At 73.3% G+C, this 18,399-nt stretch carries 16 protein-coding genes; 10 read left to right on the top strand and 6 right to left on the bottom strand.

Features of this window, described 5'->3' with window-relative positions; genetic code table 11:
• Positions 1-30 precede the first annotated feature (30 nt).
• Positions 31-2,178, bottom strand: a complete 2,148-nt coding sequence (locus tag HUT12_RS27595) for a prolyl oligopeptidase family serine peptidase (RefSeq protein WP_176095177.1) — start codon at positions 2,176-2,178, stop codon at positions 31-33.
• 86 nt (positions 2,179-2,264) lie between these two features.
• On the opposite strand from HUT12_RS27595, the gene mshB reads away from it, so the two are divergent.
• The 3 genes from mshB (at position 2,265) to HUT12_RS27580 (ending at position 4,186) form a co-directional block, all read left to right on the top strand.
• A complete protein-coding gene (gene mshB, locus HUT12_RS27590; protein WP_176095176.1) occupies positions 2,265-3,191 on the top strand; it encodes an N-acetyl-1-D-myo-inositol-2-amino-2-deoxy-alpha-D-glucopyranoside deacetylase in 927 nt (308 codons plus the stop codon).
• Between the two features lie 14 nt (positions 3,192-3,205).
• Positions 3,206-3,643, top strand: coding sequence for a hypothetical protein (locus tag HUT12_RS27585; RefSeq protein ID WP_131056371.1), 438 nt, complete (start codon positions 3,206-3,208; stop codon positions 3,641-3,643).
• Positions 3,644-3,721: 78 nt separating this feature from the next.
• Positions 3,722-4,186 (top strand): hypothetical protein, encoded by a 465-nt coding sequence (locus HUT12_RS27580; RefSeq protein WP_131056368.1) that lies wholly within the window; start codon positions 3,722-3,724, stop codon positions 4,184-4,186.
• A gap of 28 nt (positions 4,187-4,214) precedes the next feature.
• Here the strand turns inward: HUT12_RS27580 and HUT12_RS27575 are convergent, their stop codons facing one another.
• Complete coding sequence (locus tag HUT12_RS27575) at positions 4,215-5,189, bottom strand: N-acetyltransferase (RefSeq protein WP_176095175.1); 975 nt, start codon at positions 5,187-5,189, stop codon at positions 4,215-4,217.
• Between the two features lie 79 nt (positions 5,190-5,268).
• Here HUT12_RS27575 and fdxA point away from each other — a divergent pair, with 79 nt between their 5' ends.
• Genes fdxA through HUT12_RS27550 form a run of 5 tightly spaced genes read left to right on the top strand, consistent with a single transcriptional unit; the run spans position 5,269 to position 9,043 of the window.
• Positions 5,269-5,595 (top strand): ferredoxin, encoded by a 327-nt coding sequence (fdxA, locus tag HUT12_RS27570; protein WP_030490464.1) that lies wholly within the window; start codon positions 5,269-5,271, stop codon positions 5,593-5,595.
• The gene (gene dapC / locus HUT12_RS27565; protein WP_303393517.1) at positions 5,592-6,701 is read left to right on the top strand and encodes a succinyldiaminopimelate transaminase; all 1,110 of its coding nucleotides are present in this window, start codon (positions 5,592-5,594) and stop codon (positions 6,699-6,701) included. Before fdxA ends, dapC begins: the two co-directional genes overlap by 4 nt.
• Positions 6,701-7,693, top strand: a complete 993-nt coding sequence (locus HUT12_RS27560; RefSeq protein WP_176095174.1) for a prephenate dehydrogenase/arogenate dehydrogenase family protein — start codon at positions 6,701-6,703, stop codon at positions 7,691-7,693. The genes dapC and HUT12_RS27560 overlap by 1 nt, the downstream gene beginning before the upstream one ends.
• 58 nt (positions 7,694-7,751) lie before the next feature.
• Entirely contained in the window at positions 7,752-8,396 is a 645-nt protein-coding gene (locus HUT12_RS27555; RefSeq protein WP_131057043.1) for an SIMPL domain-containing protein, read from the top strand.
• Positions 8,396-9,043 carry a nucleoside/nucleotide kinase family protein gene (locus tag HUT12_RS27550; protein WP_176095173.1) on the top strand — a complete coding sequence of 216 codons (648 nt, stop codon included), beginning with the start codon at positions 8,396-8,398 and terminating at the stop codon, positions 9,041-9,043. Before HUT12_RS27555 ends, HUT12_RS27550 begins: the two co-directional genes overlap by 1 nt.
• Here HUT12_RS27550 and HUT12_RS27545 read toward each other — a convergent pair.
• Positions 9,020-11,647, bottom strand: coding sequence for a hypothetical protein (locus HUT12_RS27545; RefSeq protein WP_176095172.1), 2,628 nt, complete (start codon positions 11,645-11,647; stop codon positions 9,020-9,022). The genes HUT12_RS27550 and HUT12_RS27545 overlap by 24 nt on opposite strands.
• Before the next feature lie 142 nt (positions 11,648-11,789).
• Complete coding sequence (locus HUT12_RS27540; protein ID WP_131054901.1) at positions 11,790-12,350, bottom strand: sugar O-acetyltransferase; 561 nt, start codon at positions 12,348-12,350, stop codon at positions 11,790-11,792.
• A gap of 140 nt (positions 12,351-12,490) precedes the next feature.
• On the opposite strand from HUT12_RS27540, the gene HUT12_RS27535 reads away from it, so the two are divergent.
• Complete coding sequence (locus HUT12_RS27535; RefSeq protein ID WP_176095171.1) at positions 12,491-15,817, top strand: S8 family serine peptidase; 3,327 nt, start codon at positions 12,491-12,493, stop codon at positions 15,815-15,817.
• A 107-nt stretch (positions 15,818-15,924) separates the two neighbouring features.
• Here the strand turns inward: HUT12_RS27535 and dapD are convergent, their stop codons facing one another.
• A complete protein-coding gene (dapD, locus tag HUT12_RS27530; protein ID WP_131054899.1) occupies positions 15,925-16,884 on the bottom strand; it encodes a 2,3,4,5-tetrahydropyridine-2,6-dicarboxylate N-succinyltransferase in 960 nt (319 codons plus the stop codon).
• 137 nt (positions 16,885-17,021) lie between these two features.
• Here dapD and dapE point away from each other — a divergent pair, with 137 nt between their 5' ends.
• A complete protein-coding gene (dapE, locus tag HUT12_RS27525; protein WP_131054898.1) occupies positions 17,022-18,095 on the top strand; it encodes a succinyl-diaminopimelate desuccinylase in 1,074 nt (357 codons plus the stop codon).
• A 106-nt stretch (positions 18,096-18,201) separates the two neighbouring features.
• Here the strand turns inward: dapE and HUT12_RS27520 are convergent, their stop codons facing one another.
• Complete coding sequence (locus HUT12_RS27520) at positions 18,202-18,354, bottom strand: hypothetical protein (RefSeq protein WP_162854397.1); 153 nt, start codon at positions 18,352-18,354, stop codon at positions 18,202-18,204.
• Positions 18,355-18,399: the final 45 nt, after the last annotated feature.

Below are 18,399 nucleotides of genomic sequence, written 5' to 3'. Positions count from 1 at the left end.
ATGCACGAGGCGTTAGTAAGGTGCCCTTCCTTACACGGACAGGTGGGTGCGGAGGAAGTCGAGTTCCAGGCGCAGGAGGCGCTCGGCGAGCCCACCGGCGGCCATGTGCGTCGCACCGGTCAGCGGCAGCACCGAGTGCGGTCGGCCGGCGGCCAGCAGCGCGGCCGAGAACCGCAGCGTGTGCGCGGCCACCACGTTGTCGTCCACCATGCCGTGCACCAGCAGCAGCGGCCGGGCCTGCGCCGGGTCGGTGGGCGGCTCGGCGGCCGCCTCCACCAGCGAGTGATGGGCGTACACGTCCGGGCCGTCGTCGGGCAGGCCGAGATAACGCTCGGTGTACGCGGTGTCGTAGAGGGCCCAGTCGGTCACCGGCGCGCCGGCGATCCCGCACTTGAACAGCTCGGGGTGGCGCAGCACCGCGAGCCCGGCCAGCCAGCCGCCGAACGACCAGCCGCGTACCCCGACCCGGGACAGGTCCAGGTCCGGGTGCTTGTCGGCGAGCGCGGTCAGCGCCTCCACCTGGTCGAGCAGGATCACGTCGGCGAGCCGCCGGTGGATGGCCTTCTCGAACGACGGCGCGATGCCGGGCGTACCCCGGTTGTCGACCACCACCACCGCGAAGCCGGCGTCGGCCCACCACTGCCGTTCCAGCCAGGCCGCGCGGGTGGCGACCACCTCCTGGTGCCCCGGCCCGCCGTACACGTCGAGCAGCACCGGCAGCCGACGGCCGGTGACGTGGTTGTCCGGGTAGAGCACGGCCGAGGGCAGGCGTCGGTCGGTGACCCGTTCCAGCAGCGGCAGCGGGGAGTAGCGGGGCGTGGCCGCCAGCGACCGGAGCACGGCCACCTCGCGGTCGCCCTGCCGGACCGTCCACCGCACACCCGGGTGGTCGAGCGAGGCGACGCCGACGACCAGCACGTCCCCGCCGACCGCACCGTGGTGCCATCCCGCGTCGCTGGTCAGGCGGCGGGCGTCGACGCCGCCGCCGATGCTGGTGCGGACCCGGAACAGGTGCTGCTCGCTCGGTTCGCCGTCGCTCGCCTCGACCAGCAGGTCCGCCGGCCCGGTGCCGGTGGCCAGCCGGCCCACCACCCGGCGGACGTAGAGCGAGGGCGGGGTGAGCAGGGTGCCGTCGGCGAAGAGGCACCGCGCGTCGTACCCGTCGTGGGCGAGTTCGCCGCCGACCAGCACCCGCCCGTCCGGCAGGTGTGCGGGCGTACCGGCGATCGGCTCCACCCAGCGCGGGTCGGCCAGTTCGGCGTGCACCTGGGTCTCGCCGGTGCGCGGGTCGACGGCGAGCACCAGCCCGTGCTGCTGCGCGCGGCGCAGCACGGTGACCAGCGGAGCACCCTCGGCCCAGTGCACCGCGGTCAGGTACGGGTAGGTCTCCCGGTCCCAGTGCACGTCCACCCAGCCGCCGTCGAGGTCCAACAGGTGCAGGCTGACCTCCGCGTTGGGTCCACCGGCCACCGGGTACGCGACGCTGACCGGCGGGCTCGCCGGCTGCGACGGGTCGTGCAGGTGCCAGCGGGGCAGCCGGGACTCGTCGACCCGGGCGGCCAGCACCGACCGGCCGTCCGGTGCCCACCAGTAGCCACGGTGTCGGTCGAACTCCTCCGCCGCGATGTGCTCGGCCAGCCCCCACAGCACCCCGGAGTCCTCGCCGGCCAGGATCGTGTCGGTGCCGTCGACGTCGACGATCCGCAGTTCGCCCCGGCGTACCCCCTCGGCGGCGTCGGTGACGTACGCGAGCCGTTGGCCGGTCGGGTCCGGCCGGGGATCGAGGACCGGGCCGGCGGCCGGCACCTCGATCACGTCGCCGTGCACCAGGTCGGCCCGGAACAGCCGACCGGCCAGTGCGAACACCGCCACCCGGCCGGCGGCGTCCAGGGCGTACGCGCCGATGCCGGCGGCGGAGAGCCGCAGCCGCTCCCGTCGGGCCCGTTCGCCGGGGCTGAGCGCGGCCGGGTCGGCGTCCTCGCCGAGCAGCGCGACCGGGTCGGCGACCAGGTGTTCCTCGCCGCTCGCCACGTCCAGCTGCCAGAGCGCGTCGGCCGGGTTCTCCGGCCCCGCGGAACGCAGGAAGACCACCCGGGCCCCGTCGTCGGCCACGGAGACGGCGCGCGGCGCCCCGTGGCTGAACCGGCGGGTGCGGGCGGCCAGCTCGGGAAAGTCCACAGGCCAGATCGTATGCGGCGGCCGAGCGCGATGTGCCGGACCCGAGCGGACGCGTCGGGGCTGATCGGCGAGAACCGCCGGTTAGAGTGACCCTCGTGACGACGCTGCCCGACCGCCGCCTGTTGCTGGTCCACGCGCACCCCGACGACGAGTCCATCGGCACCGGTTCGACCATGGCGCACTACGCCGCCACCGGGGCCCACGTCACCCTGGTCACCTGCACACTCGGCGAGGAGGGCGAGATCCACGTGCCGGAGCTGGCCGGGCTCGCCGCCGCCGAGGCCGACCAGCTCGGCGGGTTCCGGATCGCCGAGCTGGCCGCCGCCTGCGCCGAGCTCGGCGTGACCGACCACCGCTTCCTCGGTGGCGCCGGACGCTACCGCGACTCGGGGATGATGGGCCTGGCCACCAACGACCACCCGCGCGCCTTCTGGCAGGCCGACCTGGACGAGGCCGCCGGCCAGTTGCTGGAGGTGATCCGGGAGGTACGCCCGCAGGTGGTGATCACCTACGACGGGAACGGCTTCTACGGCCACCCCGACCACATCCAGGCGCACCGGGTCGCGATGCGGGCCGTCGAGCTGGCCGCCGCCGAGGGGATCGCCCCGGCGAAGGTCTACTGGACGGCCATGCCGCAGAGCGTCCTGGAGGCCGGGATGACGCACTTCGAGGAGTCCTCGGACAACCCCTTCGCCGGCATCGAGAACGCCACCGACCTGCCCTTCTGCACGCCGGACAAGGACATCGCGGCGCGGATCGACGCGACCGAGCAGCACGCCGCGAAGGAGGCGGCGATGCGGGCGCACGCCACCCAGATCCCGGCCACCTCCTGGCTCTACTCGATCGCCGGCAACTTCGGCGCCGAGTTCATGGGCGTGGAGTACTTCACCCTCGCGGTGGGCGCGAAGGGACCGGGCAGCGGCCCGTACGGCTGGGAGTCGGACCTGTTCGCCGGGCTGGAGACCGCCGACGACCCGGATCGCACACCGGTCGGTACGGCCGGTCTCCGGTGACCGTGCCCACCGCGATGTCGGTCGCCCCGCCCGGACACCAGCCGCCACCGCCCGCGCGGGCCTGGCGGCGACCCGTGGACCTCGGCCTGCGGGCGCTCGGCGGGGTGGTCGCCCTGGTCGCCGGGGCGGTGACGGCGGTGCTGGAGTTGCTGCTCGCCCCGCTGCGGGTCGGTGGATACCTGATCGGGGCGGCGGTGCTGGTGGCCGTGCTCGCGAACATCGTGCTGAGCTGGTTCGCCATGGAGACGGTGGGGTCCCGGTGGGCGGTGGTGCTGCCGGCGCTGCCGTGGGTCGTGATCATGGTGGCGGCGGCCGACCGGACCACCGAGGGCGACGTGCTGCTGGTCGGCAACTGGGTGGGGCTCACGTTGGTGGTGGCCGGGTCGATGACCTTCGCGGTGATGGCGTTCCGGTCGATCCTCGCGCCGAACCCGCCGTCCAGGCGGTACTGACGCCACCCCGTCCCGGGTGATAGACATTCCTGCCAGGAGGCCCGCCACCGGGGCGGGCGGTACGGCGGGAGGCGTGCGATGGGGCAGCGGTGGCGCGCGATCGGAGTGCTCGCGATCGCGTTGTTCGCGGTCAACGTGGTCGCCCGACTGGTGATCCGGTTCGGCTTCGACGGTGACGAGGCCGCCGCCGATCGGGTGACCCTCGGGATGTTCGCGGTGATCGGGTTGATCCTGGCCGGGATGGCCTACTCGTGGGGCCAGTCGCGTCCGGTGGCCCAGTGGGGCCCCGAGCTGGCCGGCGCGATCGGCATCGCGCTCGCGCTGACCATGTTCGTCGGGCCGCTGCTGGTGGGCCGGAGCCCGTTCGCCGACGGCAGCGCCACCTTCTTCTGGCAGGTCGTGCTCTACCTCGTCGCGACCACCGTCGGCACGATCCTGGGTTACCTGCTGCTCACCACGCTGGGCCGCGACCACCGGTCGCAGAGCCTCCAGGAGTACGCCGAGAGCGGCTCGGGCAAGCCGCGTCGCAGCGTGCGTCGCTGACCGGGTACGCCCGGCACGGGCCGCGCCGTCAGCTCGGGGCGATCCGGCTCCGGTAGGTGTGGTGGGTGGTGAAGCCCAGCGTCCGGTAGAGCGTCACGGCGGGCACGTTGTGCTGTTCGACCTGGAGGAACACGTCGGTGGCGCCGGCCGTGCCGGCCCACTCGGCGAGCGCGCCGATGACGGCCACGGCCACCCCTCGGCGGCGGGCCTCGGGCAGCACCTCGATCAGGGACAGTCCGAGCCAGCGGCCCGCGCCGGTGACGGTGCCCCGGCCGACCCCGACCAGCGTGTCCCCGTCGTACGCGTGCGCGAAGCGGACCTGTCCGACGGCGGTGAGCACGTGCCGGGCGGCGGCCGGCAGCCCGCCCTTGCGGCCGGCGGCCACCGTGAGCCAGTCGTCCGTCGGCGCGGCGGCCAGTTCGACGGCGGGTGCGGCGGCGGTGGCCGCGCGGGTAACCCGGCCGTCGGGTGCGGTCAGGGCGGCCAGCGGCACGGTCTGCACCAGCACCAGCGGGCGGCTCTCCCAGCCGCGCAGGTCGAGTTCGGCGCCGACCGGTGCGGCCAGCGGCAACGGCGTGTTGACGATCGCCGGCCGGCCCCGTTCGGCGTACCAGCGCTCGACCGCGTCGAGTGCGGCCGGCAGCGGCCGGTCGGGGTCGCCGACCGGCAGCGCGGAGTTGGCGCGGCCGGTCCAGCCGTCGGCGGAGCGCAGCAGCCAGTCGCCGAGCCGACCCCGGACGGGCGCCGGCCACGCCTCGTCGGCGGCGAGTTCCAGCTCGACCACGGCGTCGGCGGTGGGCCGGCGGGTCGGCGGGACCCGTTTGGCGCGGTGCACCTCGGCGATCGGTACGCGCAGCCGACCCTGCCGGGTGGTCATCGTGAGGTGGGTCTCGGTCAGCTCGACCAGCTCGCCGAGGGCGTCGGTGAACACCGGCCGACCGGCGCGTGAGCCCACGATCCGCCGGACCACGATCCGGTGTCCCACATCCTGCTCTCGGAGCACGATCGACCTCCTCCCCGGCGAGATACTAGGCTCTTACCGTCGCGTGTGATCGCGACGAGTCTTGCGGAGGAGAAGACCGGTGACCTACATCATCGCCGAGCCGTGCGTGGATGTGCTCGACAAGGCATGCATCGAGGAATGCCCGGTCGACTGCATTTACGAGGGCAACCGGATGCTCTACATCCACCCCGACGAGTGCGTCGACTGTGGTGCCTGTGAGCCTGTGTGCCCGGTCGAGGCGATCTTCTACGAGGACGACGTCCCCGAGCAGTGGAAGGACTACACCGGCGCAAACTACGAGTTCTTCGAGGACCTGGGCTCGCCCGGGGGTGCCTCAAAGGTCGGCAAGGTGGAGAAGGACGCCACCTTCGTCGCCGCGCAGCCGCCGCGCGGCGAGGGGCACTGAACGCCCCCGCGCCGGTCTCGTCGCGGCTGCCCGAGTTCACCTGGGACACGCTGGACGCCGCGGCGACCCTGGCCGCGGCGCATCCGGACGGCCTGATCAACCTCTCCATGGGCACGCCGGTCGATCCGGTGCCCGAGGTGATCCGGCGTGCGCTGGCCGAGGCGTCGGACGCACCGGGGTACCCGCTCACCGCCGGTACCCCGGACCTGCGTGCGGCGATCACGGCCTGGGTGGCCCGGTCCTGCGGGGCGGGCGTCGACGGGCTCGGGGTGCTGCCGACGATCGGGTCGAAGGAGCTGGTCGCCTGGTTGCCGACCCTGCTGGGGCTGGGGCCGGGTGACGTCGTGGTGGTGCCGTCGGTGGCCTACCCCACCTACGAGGACGGGGTCCGGCTGGCCGGGGCCACCACGGTCCGCGCCGACTCGCTGACCGCGGTCGGTCCGACCTCCCGGGTACGCCTGGTCTGGGTCAACTCGCCGGGCAACCCGACCGGCCGGGTGCTGCCCGCCGCCCACCTGCGCAAGGTGGTGGACTGGGCCCGGGAGCGTGGCGCCGTGGTCGCCAGCGACGAGTGTTACCTGCCGCTGGGCTGGGACGCCGAGCCGGTCTCGGTGCTCTCGCCGGAGGTCTGCGGCGGCTCGTACGACTCGGTGCTGGCCGTGCACTCGCTCTCCAAGCGGTCCAACCTCGCCGGGTACCGGGCGGGTTTCGTGGCCGGCGACCCGGCACTGGTGGCCGAGCTGCTCAAGATCCGCAAGCACGCGGGGATGATCGTGCCCAAGCCGGTGCAGTCGGCGATGGTGGCGGCGCTGCACGACGAGGAGCACGCCACCGCGCAGCGGGAGCGTTACCGGGCGCGCCGGGAGGCCCTGCGGGCCGCGTTCACCGGGGCCGGGTTCACCGTCGAGCACTCCGAGGCGGGGCTCTACCTCTGGCTGACCCGGGGCGAGGACTGCTGGGACACGGTCGACTGGCTGGCCCGGCGCGGCATCCTGGTCGCCGCCGGTGTCTTCTACGGGCCCACCGCCGGGCAGTACGTCCGGGTGGCGCTGACCGAGTCCGACGAGCGGGTCGCCGCCGTCGCCGCCCGCCTCGCCGGCCCCTGATGCGCGCGGCGGTGGTCGGCACCGGCCTGATCGGCGGGTCGGTGCTGCTCCGGCTGCACGCCGCCGGGCTGGACGTGACGGGCTGGGACCCGGACGACGCGACCCGCCGCCAGGCCCGGCTGGCCGGCGTACCCACCTCCGAGCGGCTGACCGACGCGGTGGCCGGCCGGGACGTGGTGTTCCTCGGCGGGCCGCTGCCGACCCTGCCGGAGACCCTGGTCGAGGTGGCCGCGGCGACCGAGCCGGACTGCCTGCTCACCGACGTCGGCAGCACCAAGGCCGAGCTGGCCGCATTCGCCGCGACCCGGGGCCTGACCCACCGCTTCGTGCCCGGTCATCCGATGGCCGGCACCGACCGGGCCGGTCTCGGTGCGGCCCGGCCCGAGCTGTTCGCGGGCGCCGCCTGGGTGCTCTGTCCCGCGCCGGACGGGCTGGGCGCGTTCCGCCGGCTGGCCGCCCTGGTCACCGAGGTGATCGGGGCCCGGGTGGTGCCGATGGCGGCGGACCGGCACGACGCCGTGGTCGCGCTCTCCTCGCACGTGCCGCACCTGCTCGCCGGTGCCCTGGCCGGTGCCGCCCAGCGCTCGCCGCTGCGCGACGCCGTGCTGACGCTGGCCGCCGGCAGCTTCCGCGACGGCACCCGGGTCGCCGGCACCCCGGCCCCGCGCACCGCGAACATGCTGCGCGGCAACCGTGAGCAGGTGCTGGCCGCCCTGGCCGAGGTCACCGCCTACCTCGACGAGCTGACCGAGGCGCTGCGAGCCGGTGACGGTGACGCGCTCACCGCCCGGTACGCCGAGGCGGGTGCCGCCCGGGTCGCCCTCGCCGGACGGCCGTACCAACCGACGGTCCGCCCGTTCCCGGTCGACGGTGAGGCCACCGCCGAGGTCGCCTGGCTGACCGGGCTGGGCGCGGCGGGCGGTCACCTCAGCGGGTGCCGGGTCCTCGACGAGGTGGTCTCGTACACTGCGCAGCTCCCGCAGGCCGGCTGATCCGTCGGGCGGGACGCATCGGTGGGCGCGGTACGTGAGCCGCCGCTAGGGTGAGGGCATGGTGGACGGACCGGTGGTGACCGTACGCGGTGAGGCGTACCGGGAAGTCGCTCCGGAGGAGGCCCGGTTCGCGGTGACTGCGCTCGCGCGCGACCGGGAGCGCGAGCCCACGCTGACCCGGCTGGCCGAGCGGGCCGCCGCGATCCGGGTGCTACTCGACTCGTACGGGCCGACGATCGACCGCCGCGAGACCGGCGACCTGCGGGTGCGGCCCGAGACACGACGGTCCGGCGAGCGGGTGGTGGCCTGGCACGGCTCGGTGGTGACCACGGTGACGGTCAGCGACTTCACCGCGCTCGGCGAACTGATGCTGCGGCTGGCCGACCAGGACCAGGTGGCGGTCGCCGGGCCATGGTGGTCGCTGCGGCCGGACAGCCCGGCCTACCGGGAGGCCCGGCATGCCGCGATCGCCGATGCCCTGCTGCGCGCCCGCGAGTACGCCGAGGCGCTCGACGCGCGGGTCACCGACCTGATCGAGCTCGCCGACGAGGGCGGCGGGCAGCCGATGATGGCCCGGATGTCGTTCGACGCCGGTGGGGTCGAGTCGACCGCCGTGCCGGAGTTGGAGCTCGATCCGCAACCACAGTCGGTTCACGCGGCGGTGCGGGCCCGGTTCGCGATCACCCGGCCGGTCCTGTCCTGATGACCGAGGCCCGGGTGCTGCCCGTCGACGAGTTGGTGCGGCGGGCCCGCGCCCTGGCCGACGCGGGTCCCCGGCAACTGCTCGGCATCACCGGCGCACCCGGTGCGGGCAAGTCCACGCTGGCCGCCGAGGTGGTCGCGGCGATCGGTGCGTCCGCCCGGCTGGTGCCGATGGACGGTTTCCACCTGGCCCAGGCCGAGTTGCACCGGCTGGGCCGTGCCGCCCGCAAGGGGTCGATCGACACCTTCGACGCCAACGGGTACGTCTCGCTGATGCGCCGCCTGCGGCGCAAGGAGCCGACGTCGGTCTGGGCGCCGGAGTTCCGCCGGGAGCTGGAGGAACCGATCGCGGGCGCGATCGAGGTGCCGCCGGAGGTCCGGCTGGTGGTGACCGAGGGCAACTACCTGCTCGTGCCGGACTGGCCGTGGGACGAGATGCGGGCGTTGCTGCACGAGGCGTGGTTCCTGGATCTCGACGGCGACCTGCGACGGCGTCGGCTCGTGGCCCGGCACGTCGGGTACGGCCGGTCGGCCGAGGAGGCACGCGCCTGGGCGCTGGGCAGCGACGAGGTCAACGCCGCGCTCGTGGCCGAGACCGCCGTCCGGGCCGACCTGGTGGTCCGGCTAGCCGACGCCCCGCCGGGGTGACGGCACGGCCCGACGCAGCATCCACGCCACCCGGGAACGTTCCCGCTGGAACTCGACCGCCTCCGGGTATCCGCTGTGGCTCCGGATCGGCGGGTCGGCCACCTCGCCGTCGCTCGGGTGCAGTGCCTCCGGGTCGGTGACCGCGATGTCGCGTTCCCCGGCGGTGACCGGCCACCCGAGCGGGTCGGTGTCCCGCCAGAAGTTCGTCCACCGGGTCCCGGCCGAGGGGCGGGTCAGTGCCCGGGTCAGCACCGGCAGCCGGTCCGGGCCGAAGTACGCCGGGAAGATCCGGCCGTAGAGCCGGGTGAGCTGGCACCCGTAGGAGAAGAACCAGATCCGTTGCCGCCAGCGTTGCGGGATCTGGAGGATGACGGCGGTGCAGATGACGGTGCCCTGGCTGTGTCCGGAGAGGATGATGCCGTCCACCCGGCGGGGATCGTGTTCGGTCAGGGCGAGCAGCCCGGCGGTGCGGGTGAGCAGTTCCGGCACGGCCCGTTCGGCGTAGCTCGGTGGGGCGAGCGGGTGCGCGGCGCGCGGCCAGAACGTGCCGACGTCCCAGACCACGCCGACCGACCGCCGGACCGTGTCGTTGCGGTAGACCAGCAGACCGATCGCGGCGATCGCCAGAGGCAGCCACCCGAGCAGCCGGTCACCGACGTCGGCGACGACCCCGATGACGGTGCCGGTGGTGCCCGAGGTGAGATCGTGCGGGCGGGCGGGGGAGAGCACGACCATGCAGCCGAGCGCGGCGAGTGTCCCCGCGGTGCCCGCGTACCAGCCGATCAGGCGTAGTGCGTGTTCGCCGACCAGGCGGTGCAGGGCCTGGTGGGTGCTGACGTCCCGGGCGCGGCGCAGGTCGTGCGCGGAGAGACCGCCTTCTGCCCGCAGCTCGGCGTACTCCTGCCGGCGCAGTCGGCGGAACAGCACGACGGCACGGATCGCGACCAGGGCGAGCAGCAGCAGTGCCATGCCGAAGACCAGACCGGACCAGGTCACCGGGACCGGCGGCACCACCGGGGGACGTCCGCTGTCGGTGGCGTCCCGGTTGAGCAGGTCGCTGACCCAGTAGAGCAGGCCGGTGCTGTACGCGAGGCAGAGCAGCCACCCGAATCCGGCGATGACGGCCGGGCCGCGACCACGCCAGGCCAGGTCCGTGTAGGGCCCGAGGGGCTGGGTCACGTCGCTGGGTCGGGTACGCGGCATCAGGAGGCCGGCTGCGGCGAGGAGCAGCAGTGCCGGGACGACCTGCCACACCGCGAGCGGTGCCGGCGGCAGGAACGGCAACCAGCCCTGGCACCAGGCGGCGCCGACGGTGATCAGCACCGTGGCGGCGGCCGGTGTGGCACCGCCGCGCCGCCCGGAGCGGGCGGTCGCGCCGATCGCGATGAGTAGCAGCAGTTGGCCGGTGCCGAGCCAGGCGAGGACCCGGTCGAAGCCGGGCAGGGACCGGTCCTCCTGGCAGCCCGGCAGTGACGACGCGTCGCCGCAGCCGGCGGGTGGGCGGAGGGTGGCCAGCTGTGCCGCACCGCCCGCGCTGTCCGGCAGCATCAGCACCAGGACGGTGCCGACCAGCCCGAGGCCGGTGAGGACGATGACGGTGACGCTCCACGGGCCGAGTGGCGTCGCCCCGTCGCGCCGGGTCAGGAACGGCCGGCCGATCGCCACCACCGTGATCACGACGACCGCGACGAGCAACGCCACGGTGGGCCAGGCGATGACCGCCCGGGCTCCGTGCGGTGGGTGCAGGGCGAGGGTGGTACCGAGCGGGACGGCGACGGCGGCCACCGTACCGGTGCAGAGGTGCAGGACGGCGGCGCGGCGGAGCTGCCCCTCGCCCCACCAGAAGGTGGGATCTTCGAGTGGGTTGGCGAGCGGGCCCCGGGGTGGCTCGGGCGGCGACGGCGGCTCCTGTTCCGGCTGGCCGTCGGGCAGGTCGGCGTCGGCTGGTCCGGGTGGCTGGCGGACCGGCGGATCGGTCGGGTCGGCGGGCATCACCGCCTCGTACTGGTAGGTCCGCCAGGCGACCAGGCCGAGCACCACGATCAGGGCGAGCGGCACGAGCAGTCCGACCGCGAGCGCGCGGCTGCCCCGCTGCCACCAGGGGTCGGCGAGGAACTGCCAGGGCCCCGGGATCCGGCCCAGGCAACTGTCGTCGACGCACTGCCAGCCGATGAGGTCGACGCCGACGCCGGTGAGCGCCAGCACGGGTGTGGCCGTCAGCGTCAGGCAGAACAGTCGGATCAGCCAGGCGGTGATCCCGGACCGGCTGGCGAACCGTTCGCTGGTCGGGTCGGCCGGGATGCCGGGCCGGGCGTGCAGCGCCACGTTGGCCAGGGTGAAGGGCAGCAGCAGCGTCCACAGGGCCCGCTCCACGTCGCGCGCGGTCCGCGCGCCCGAGGTCAACTGCCCCCAGCTGTACGCCTCGACCACGATCGGGTCGCCCGTCGAGGTGCCGGGGGAGCGGTAGAAGCCGGTGACCGGTCCTCCGGCGACCAGTCGCGGCGGAGCGGGCTCGGTGCCCGGTTCGGTGGGCACACCCAAGGTCTCGGCCGGCGGCGTGTTCGACACGCCGTGTACGCGCAGTTCGAGGATCCGACCGCTCATGGCACGCCTCCCGGTGACGACTCTGTAACCCAGAGTGCCTGAACTGTGGAGGGAGTGCCATCCACCGCGAGGATGTTTTCGCAGGTAGGAACGTTTTTCGCGGAGATTGGTCCGGTCCGGACGGTGACCGAGTGTGCGCGGGTTATTGGTCCAGTTGGCGGACCGGGCGGGCCGGGTTGCCGACGGCGACGACGTTGGCGGGCAGGTCCTTGGTTACCACGGCACCCGCGCCGACCACCGTGTTCTCCCCGACGGTGACACCGGCCAGGACGATCGCCCCGCCGCCCAGCCAGACGTTGTCGCCGATGGTGATCGGCTTGGCCGCCTCCCACTTCGCCCGGCGCTGCTCCGGGTCCACCGGGTGGGTCGGGGTGAGCAGTTGTACGTTCGGGCCGACCTGCACGTCCGCGCCGATCGTGATCGGTGCGACGTCGAGGAAGACCGCGTTGAAGTTCACGAAGCTGCGTGGCCCGATCCGGATGTGGTAGCCGTAGTCGCAGTAGAACGGCGGGCGGATCCAGGTGTCCTCGCCGAGTTCGCCGAGCAGTTCCCGCAGTGCGGCGAGCCGGGCGTCGGGGTCGTCGGCGGGGCTGGTGTTGACGCGTTCCATCAGTCGGGCGGCGCGTTGGAGGTCGGCGAGGATCTCCGGCCCCTCGGCGAGGTACGGCTCTCCGGCCAGCATGCGTTCCTTCATGGATGCCACCCGCACGATCATGCCGTCATCCGCGACGCGCTGGTATCGACTTCGTCGAATTCTTGACTCCTTTGTGCATACTCGGTATGCAATCCTGGCAGGTGTCGATGTGACTCACATCGATAAGACACTCCAGAAGGAGGGTTCGGTTGCCTCGCAAAAGCAGACTGACCGCCATCGGGCTGGTGCTGGGCCTCGTGCTCGGCGCACCGGGCACGGCCACCGCCGGTCCGTCCCCCACCGCCGCACCGGGGTCCACCCCGTCGCCCGCCGCCCGTGCGGCGTCGGCCGGGAACACGACCGTCACCCTGATCACCGGTGACCGCGTCACGGTGAGCCCCTCCGGTGCGGCGAGCGTGCGCCCGGCCGAGGGCCGCTCGGGAATCCGCTTCCTCACCCAACGCCGGCAGGACCACCTCTGGGTGGTGCCGCAGGACGCCCTGCCACTGATCCAGGCGGGCCGCGTCGACCGGCGTCTCTTCGACGTGACCGGGTTGATCGCCGCCGGCTACGACGACCGCCACCGCAGCGACCTGCCGCTGCTGATGACGTACCCGGAGGGCGCCGCGCGGCGGACCGGGGTGCCCGACGGGGTGACCGTCACCCGTGACCTGGCCGCCATCGGCGGCGTCGCGGCCACCCTGGACAAGCAGGAGTCGAATCGGCTCTGGGCCGCCCTGGCCGGTGGCAGTGCGCGGATCGACGCGGCGGGGGGTGTCGAGCGGCTCTGGCTCGACGGCAGGCGACACCTGACTCTGGAGCACAGCGTGCCGCAGATCGGCGCGCCCGCCGCCCACCAGGCCGGCTTCACCGGTCGGGGCGTACGGGTGGCGGTGCTGGACACCGGCGTCGACGCCGCGCACCCCGACCTGGTCGGGCGGGTCGGCGCGGCGGAGAACTTCACCGAGGAGGAGAACCCCGGCGACATCGTCGGCCACGGGACCCACGTCGCGTCGATCATCGCCGGCAGCGGCGCCGCATCCGACGGCCGGAACCGAGGGGTCGCCCCGGACGCGACGCTGCTCGACGGCAAGGTCTGCGAGGAGTACGGCTGCCCCGACTCCGCCATCCTGGCCGGGATGCAGTGGGCCGCCGTCGACCAGCAGGCCGACGTGATCAACCTGAGCCTGGGCGGGACGGACAGCCCGCAGGTCGACCCGTTGGAGCTGGCGGTCGACACGCTGACCGCGCAGACCGGGGCGCTCTTCGTGATCTCGGCCGGCAACAGCGGCCGGGCCGGTTCGGTCGGTTCACCCGCCAGCGCGGACTCCGCACTCGCCGTCGGGGCCGTCGACCGGGACGACGACCTCGCCTTCTTCTCCAGCCAGGGTCCGCGAGTCGGCGACGACGCGCTGAAGCCGGACATCACCGCGCCGGGAGTGGACATCGTCGCCGCCCGGGGCGAGGGCACGCTGCTCGGCGATCCGGTCGGCGAACAGTACGTGTCGCTCTCCGGCACCTCGATGTCCGCGCCGCACGTCGCCGGTGCGGCGGCACTGCTCGCCCAGCAGCGCGGCGACGCCACGGCAGCCCAGCTCAAGGCCACCCTGATGTCCTCCGCCGCGCCCCATCCGGAGCTGACCGCCTATCAGCAGGGCGCCGGACGGGTCGACGTGGCGAGGGCGATCACCCAGCAGGTGACCAGTGAGCCGGCGAGCGTCTCGTTCGGCCGCACCCTCTGGCCGCACGCCGACGACGAGCCGATCACCCGCGAGGTGAACTGGCACAACACCGGGAGCACCGCGCTCACCCTGGACCTCGTCCTCGACGTCACCGGCCCGGACGGGACGCCCGCACCGGCCGGCATGTTCACGCTGGGCACGAGCAGCGTCGTGGTGCCCGCAGGCGGCACGGCGTCCGCCACCGTCACGACCGACACCAGCGTGGACGGCCCGGACGGTCACTACACCGGCCGGATCGTGGCCCGTGCCGGCGACACCGTGGCCCTCACCCCGTTGGCGGTCCACAAGGAGGTGGAGAGCTACACCGTGACGGTGCGGCACCTCGGGTCCGACGGTACGCCGACGGAGGACTACAGCACCTCACTGCTGGGCCTGGACGACTTCGTCGACTACTTCGCGTACGACCCGTCGGGCACCGCCGAGGTCCGCGTGCCCAAGGGCCGGTACGGGTTGAACAGCTACCTGTTCGACATGGAGACCGAGGAGTCCGCGTTCCTCGTCCGGCCGGAGCTGGCCGTCACGAGGGACACCACGGTCACCGTCGACGCCCGCCGGGCGAAGCCGGTGCGGATGACCGTGCCGCAACGGTCGGCGACTCCGGCCCTGGTGGACATCAGCGCGAACTTCCTCCTGGACGACGGCGGCGCCAGCTACGGCCTGCTCGCCTTCGACTTCACCGGCATCAGCACCGGGCAGCTCGGCCGCCCCGTCTCGCCGAAGAGGTTCCTCGGCACGGTGGGCAGTCAGTGGGCCGACGTGGAGGCGGAGAGCAGCTCCTACCTCTATGCCCTGGCGGAGAGCGTCCCGGGTCGGATGCCGACCGGGCTGATCCGGAACTACCGCAAGGGTGACCTGGCCACCGTCACGCAGAAGTTCCGCAGCGGGTACCCGGACACCGTCGCCGAACGGGCCGTCTATCCGGTCCACGAGGTGAACGTCGGCGGCTGGGCGATCATCCTGCCCACCGAGGCCCCCGGCAGCCGGGTCGAGTACTACAACACCAAGGGCATCCGCTGGAACGGTGACCTGACCTTCGGCGTACCGTCCGACGACGGGTGGCCGGTCGGGGTGGCCTTCCTCTTCTCGGACCCGACGGCCTACCGGGCGGGGAAGAAGTACCAGGACACCTGGAACAGCGCTCCCTACGGGCCGTCGTTCGCGGTGCCGCAGTGGCCGGGGGAGGGGCTCACCCGGCGGGGTGACGTGATCAGCCTGGCGGTGCCGCTGCACGGGGACGCCGCGGGGCACCACGGGGCTTCGGTGGCGGACACCTCGCGTACCGCGCTCTACCGCAACGGCAAGCTGGTCGGCGAGAGCCCGGACAACGGCTGGGGTGACTTCGAGGTGCCGGCCGGGACGGCGACGTACCGGATGGAGACCTCAGTGAAGCGCAGCTTCACCGACCTGAGCACGGAGGTCGCCGCCGCCTGGACCTTCCGGTCCCGGCACGTCCGGGGCGACGATCCGGTGGCGTTGCCCGCCTCGGCGATCAGGTTCACGCCTCGGCTCGACGGGGCGCACACCGCCCCGGCCGGCCGGTCCTTCGTGATCCCGGTCCAGGTGCAGCGGCAGCCCGGTGCGCCGTCGGCGCGGACCACCTCGGTGACCGTCGAGGTCTCCTACGACGGTGGCCGGACCTGGCAGCGGGCCCGGGTGAAGAAGGCCGGCAGCGGCTGGAAGGCCACCGTGCAGCATCCGAAGGGCACCGGCCACGTGTCCCTGCGGGCCGCCGCCCGGGACAGCGGCGGCAACACGGTGACCCAGCGGATCATCCAGGCGTACCGCCTGAAGTGATCACGTCGGTGGTGCCGGCACCGTCGGCACCGATGTAAGGAGGGGTCCCCTGCTATGCACCAGGCGTTAGCAGGGGACCCTTCCTTGCACGAGTCCGCGCGGAGGCGTCAGTCGTTCGCGTGCAGGGCGGCGTTCAGGGTGATGCCCTGACCGGTACGCGGCCGGGCCTCCAGCCCACCCGTGATCGAGTTGCGCCAGAACAGCAGCCCGTCGACTCCGGACAGCTCGCGGGCCTTGACCACCCGGCCGTCCGGCAGGGCGAGCTTCGAGGCGGCGGTGATGTAGCACCCCGCCTCCACCACACAGTCGTCGCCCAGCGAGATGCCGACACCCGCGTTCGCCCCGATCAGGCTGCGCTCGCCGATGCGTACCCTGTCGGTGCCGCCGCCGGAGAGCGTGCCCATGATGGAGGCGCCGCCGCCGATGTCGGAACCGTCGCCGACGACCACGCCCTGCACGATCCGGCCCTCGACCATGGAGGTGCCGAGCGTGCCGGCGTTGAAGTTGACGAAGCCCTCGTGCATCACGGTGGTGCCGGAGGCGAGGTGGGCGCCGAGGCGGACCCGGTCGGCGTCGGCGATCCGGACACCCGAGGGCACCACGTAGTCGGTCATCCGGGGGAACTTGTCCACCCCGTACACGGCCAGGTGACGGCCGGCGGCCCGCTCGATGACGCGCAGCTCGTCGACCCGCTCCGGCGGGCACGGCCCGGCGGAGGTCCAGGCCACGTTGGCCAGCTTGCCGAAGACGCCGTCGAGGTTGAGCTCGTTGGGCCGCACCAGGCGGTGGGAGAGCAGGTGCAGTCGCAGGTACGCGTCACTGGCGTCCTTGATCGGGTCGTCCAGCGAGCCGATCACGGTGATCACCTGGACGGTACGCAGACCCGGCAGGGCCCGGTCGCCGATCGCACCCGGCGGAAGGTCCAGCACGTCTGCCTGGTCCTCGCCGGGGACCAACGGCAGCTCGCCGAGGCCCAGCTTGCCGGTCGGATACCAGGTGTCGAGCACCTGGTCGTCGGCGGTCATGGTGGCCAGGCCGATGCCCCACGCGGATTCTGTGGACGTCACTTACTCACCTCTCGCTCGCATGCTGCGCTGGCTGCTGCTCGCGACTGCGGGGTGCGCGAGCTCACTCCTCGCGCGTCGTCGAAGGGCTCGCGGGCTCGCGTCTCGCGGTCGCCGGTTGTGACGGTACCGTGCGGACCATGGAGAACCCGCTTACCCCCGAGGTCCTCGCCGATCCGGTGGCGTTGACCCGCGCCCTGGTCGACATCGAGTCGGTCTCGCTCAACGAGAAGGCCATCGCCGACTGCGTCGAGGAGGTGCTGCGGAAGCTGCCCCACCTGGCCACCTACCGGCACGGGAACACGGTGATGGCGCGTACCGACCTGGGGCGGGCGTCCCGGGTGGTGTTGGCCGGTCACCTGGACACCGTGCCGTTGAACAACAACTTCCCGTCCACGCTGCGCGGCGACCTGATGTACGGCTGCGGCACCTCGGACATGAAGTCCGGGGTGGCCTTCGCGCTGCACCTCGCGGCCACCCTGCCCGACCCGCGCTACGACGTGACGTACTTCTTCTACGAGGCCGAGGAGATCGAGTCCCGGTACAACGGCCTGCGGCTGGTGGCCGAGGCGTACCCGGAGTGGTTGACGGCCGACTTCGCCCTGCTGCTCGAACCGACGCACGGGATCGTCGAGGCGGGCTGCCAGGGCACCATGCGGGCGAGGGCGGTCACCACCGGCGTACGGGCCCACTCGGCGCGCGCCTGGCACGGCGTCAACGCGATCCACGGTGCCGGTGAGATCCTGCGGCGGCTGTCGGAGTACCAGGCGCGGCGGGTGACCATCGACGGGTGTGACTACCGCGAGGGTATGAACGCGGTGCGGATCAACGGTGGGGTGGCCGGCAACGTGGTCCCGGACCGGTGCGAGATCGAGGTCAACTACCGTTTCGCGCCGGACCGTACGCCGGCCGAGGCGGAGGCGCACCTGCGCGAGGTGCTCGCCGGGTACGAGGTGACGGTGACCGACTGCGCGCCCGGTGCGCTGCCCGGCTTGGAGGCCCCACCCGCCCAGGAGTTCCTGGCGGCGGTGGGTGCCGCCCCGATCGGCAAGCTGGGGTGGACCGACGTGGCCCGCTTCGCGGCGATGGGGATCCCGGCGCTCAACTTCGGTCCGGGTGATCCCAATCTCGCCCACCACCCGGACGAGCACGTCGAGATCGGCAAGATCCGTGACGGTGCCGCCACGCTGCACCGTTGGCTCGCCTCCGCCTGACCCGGCGGACTCGCGCGTCCGGTCGTGCGGGCGGCGGTGCGGTGCCGCCGCGCCCGCCCGGGTGACCGGCGCGCGGGGCTCAGGCGCAGGGTGTCCAGGCCCCGCGCTACACGCGGGTGAGCGCCGTGTCGGAAGCGGGCTCCGCGGGCGGTTCGGGCGGGTCTTCGAGCAGCCGGGTACGGCGGCGCTCGGCCACCACGTCGCGGATGCGTCGCTGCATCTGACGCCTCATCCGGATCCGTTCGTTGCTACTGATCACGCTGTCTCCTCCCCCGAAGCCTGCGCGCCGGGCATACCCGGTATG

Source organism: Verrucosispora sp. NA02020, assembly GCF_013364215.1.
Lineage (GTDB): Bacteria > Actinomycetota > Actinomycetes > Mycobacteriales > Micromonosporaceae > Micromonospora.
The sequence above is the reverse complement of the archived record's forward strand: the minus strand, read 5'-3'. Positions and strand labels throughout refer to the sequence as shown.

Coding starts and splice junctions, on each gene's coding strand:
- HUT12_RS27585 (WP_131056371.1), top strand. CDS start 3,206: ATGTCGGTCGCCCCGCCCGGACACCAGCCGCCACCGCCCGCGCGGGCC.
- HUT12_RS27580 (WP_131056368.1), top strand. CDS start 3,722: ATGGGGCAGCGGTGGCGCGCGATCGGAGTGCTCGCGATCGCGTTGTTC.
- HUT12_RS27560 (WP_176095174.1), top strand. CDS start 6,701: ATGCGCGCGGCGGTGGTCGGCACCGGCCTGATCGGCGGGTCGGTGCTG.
- HUT12_RS27555 (WP_131057043.1), top strand. CDS start 7,752: ATGGTGGACGGACCGGTGGTGACCGTACGCGGTGAGGCGTACCGGGAA.
- HUT12_RS27550 (WP_176095173.1), top strand. CDS start 8,396: ATGACCGAGGCCCGGGTGCTGCCCGTCGACGAGTTGGTGCGGCGGGCC.
- HUT12_RS27545 (WP_176095172.1), bottom strand. CDS start 11,647: ATGAGCGGTCGGATCCTCGAACTGCGCGTACACGGCGTGTCGAACACG.
- dapE (WP_131054898.1), top strand. CDS start 17,022: ATGGAGAACCCGCTTACCCCCGAGGTCCTCGCCGATCCGGTGGCGTTG.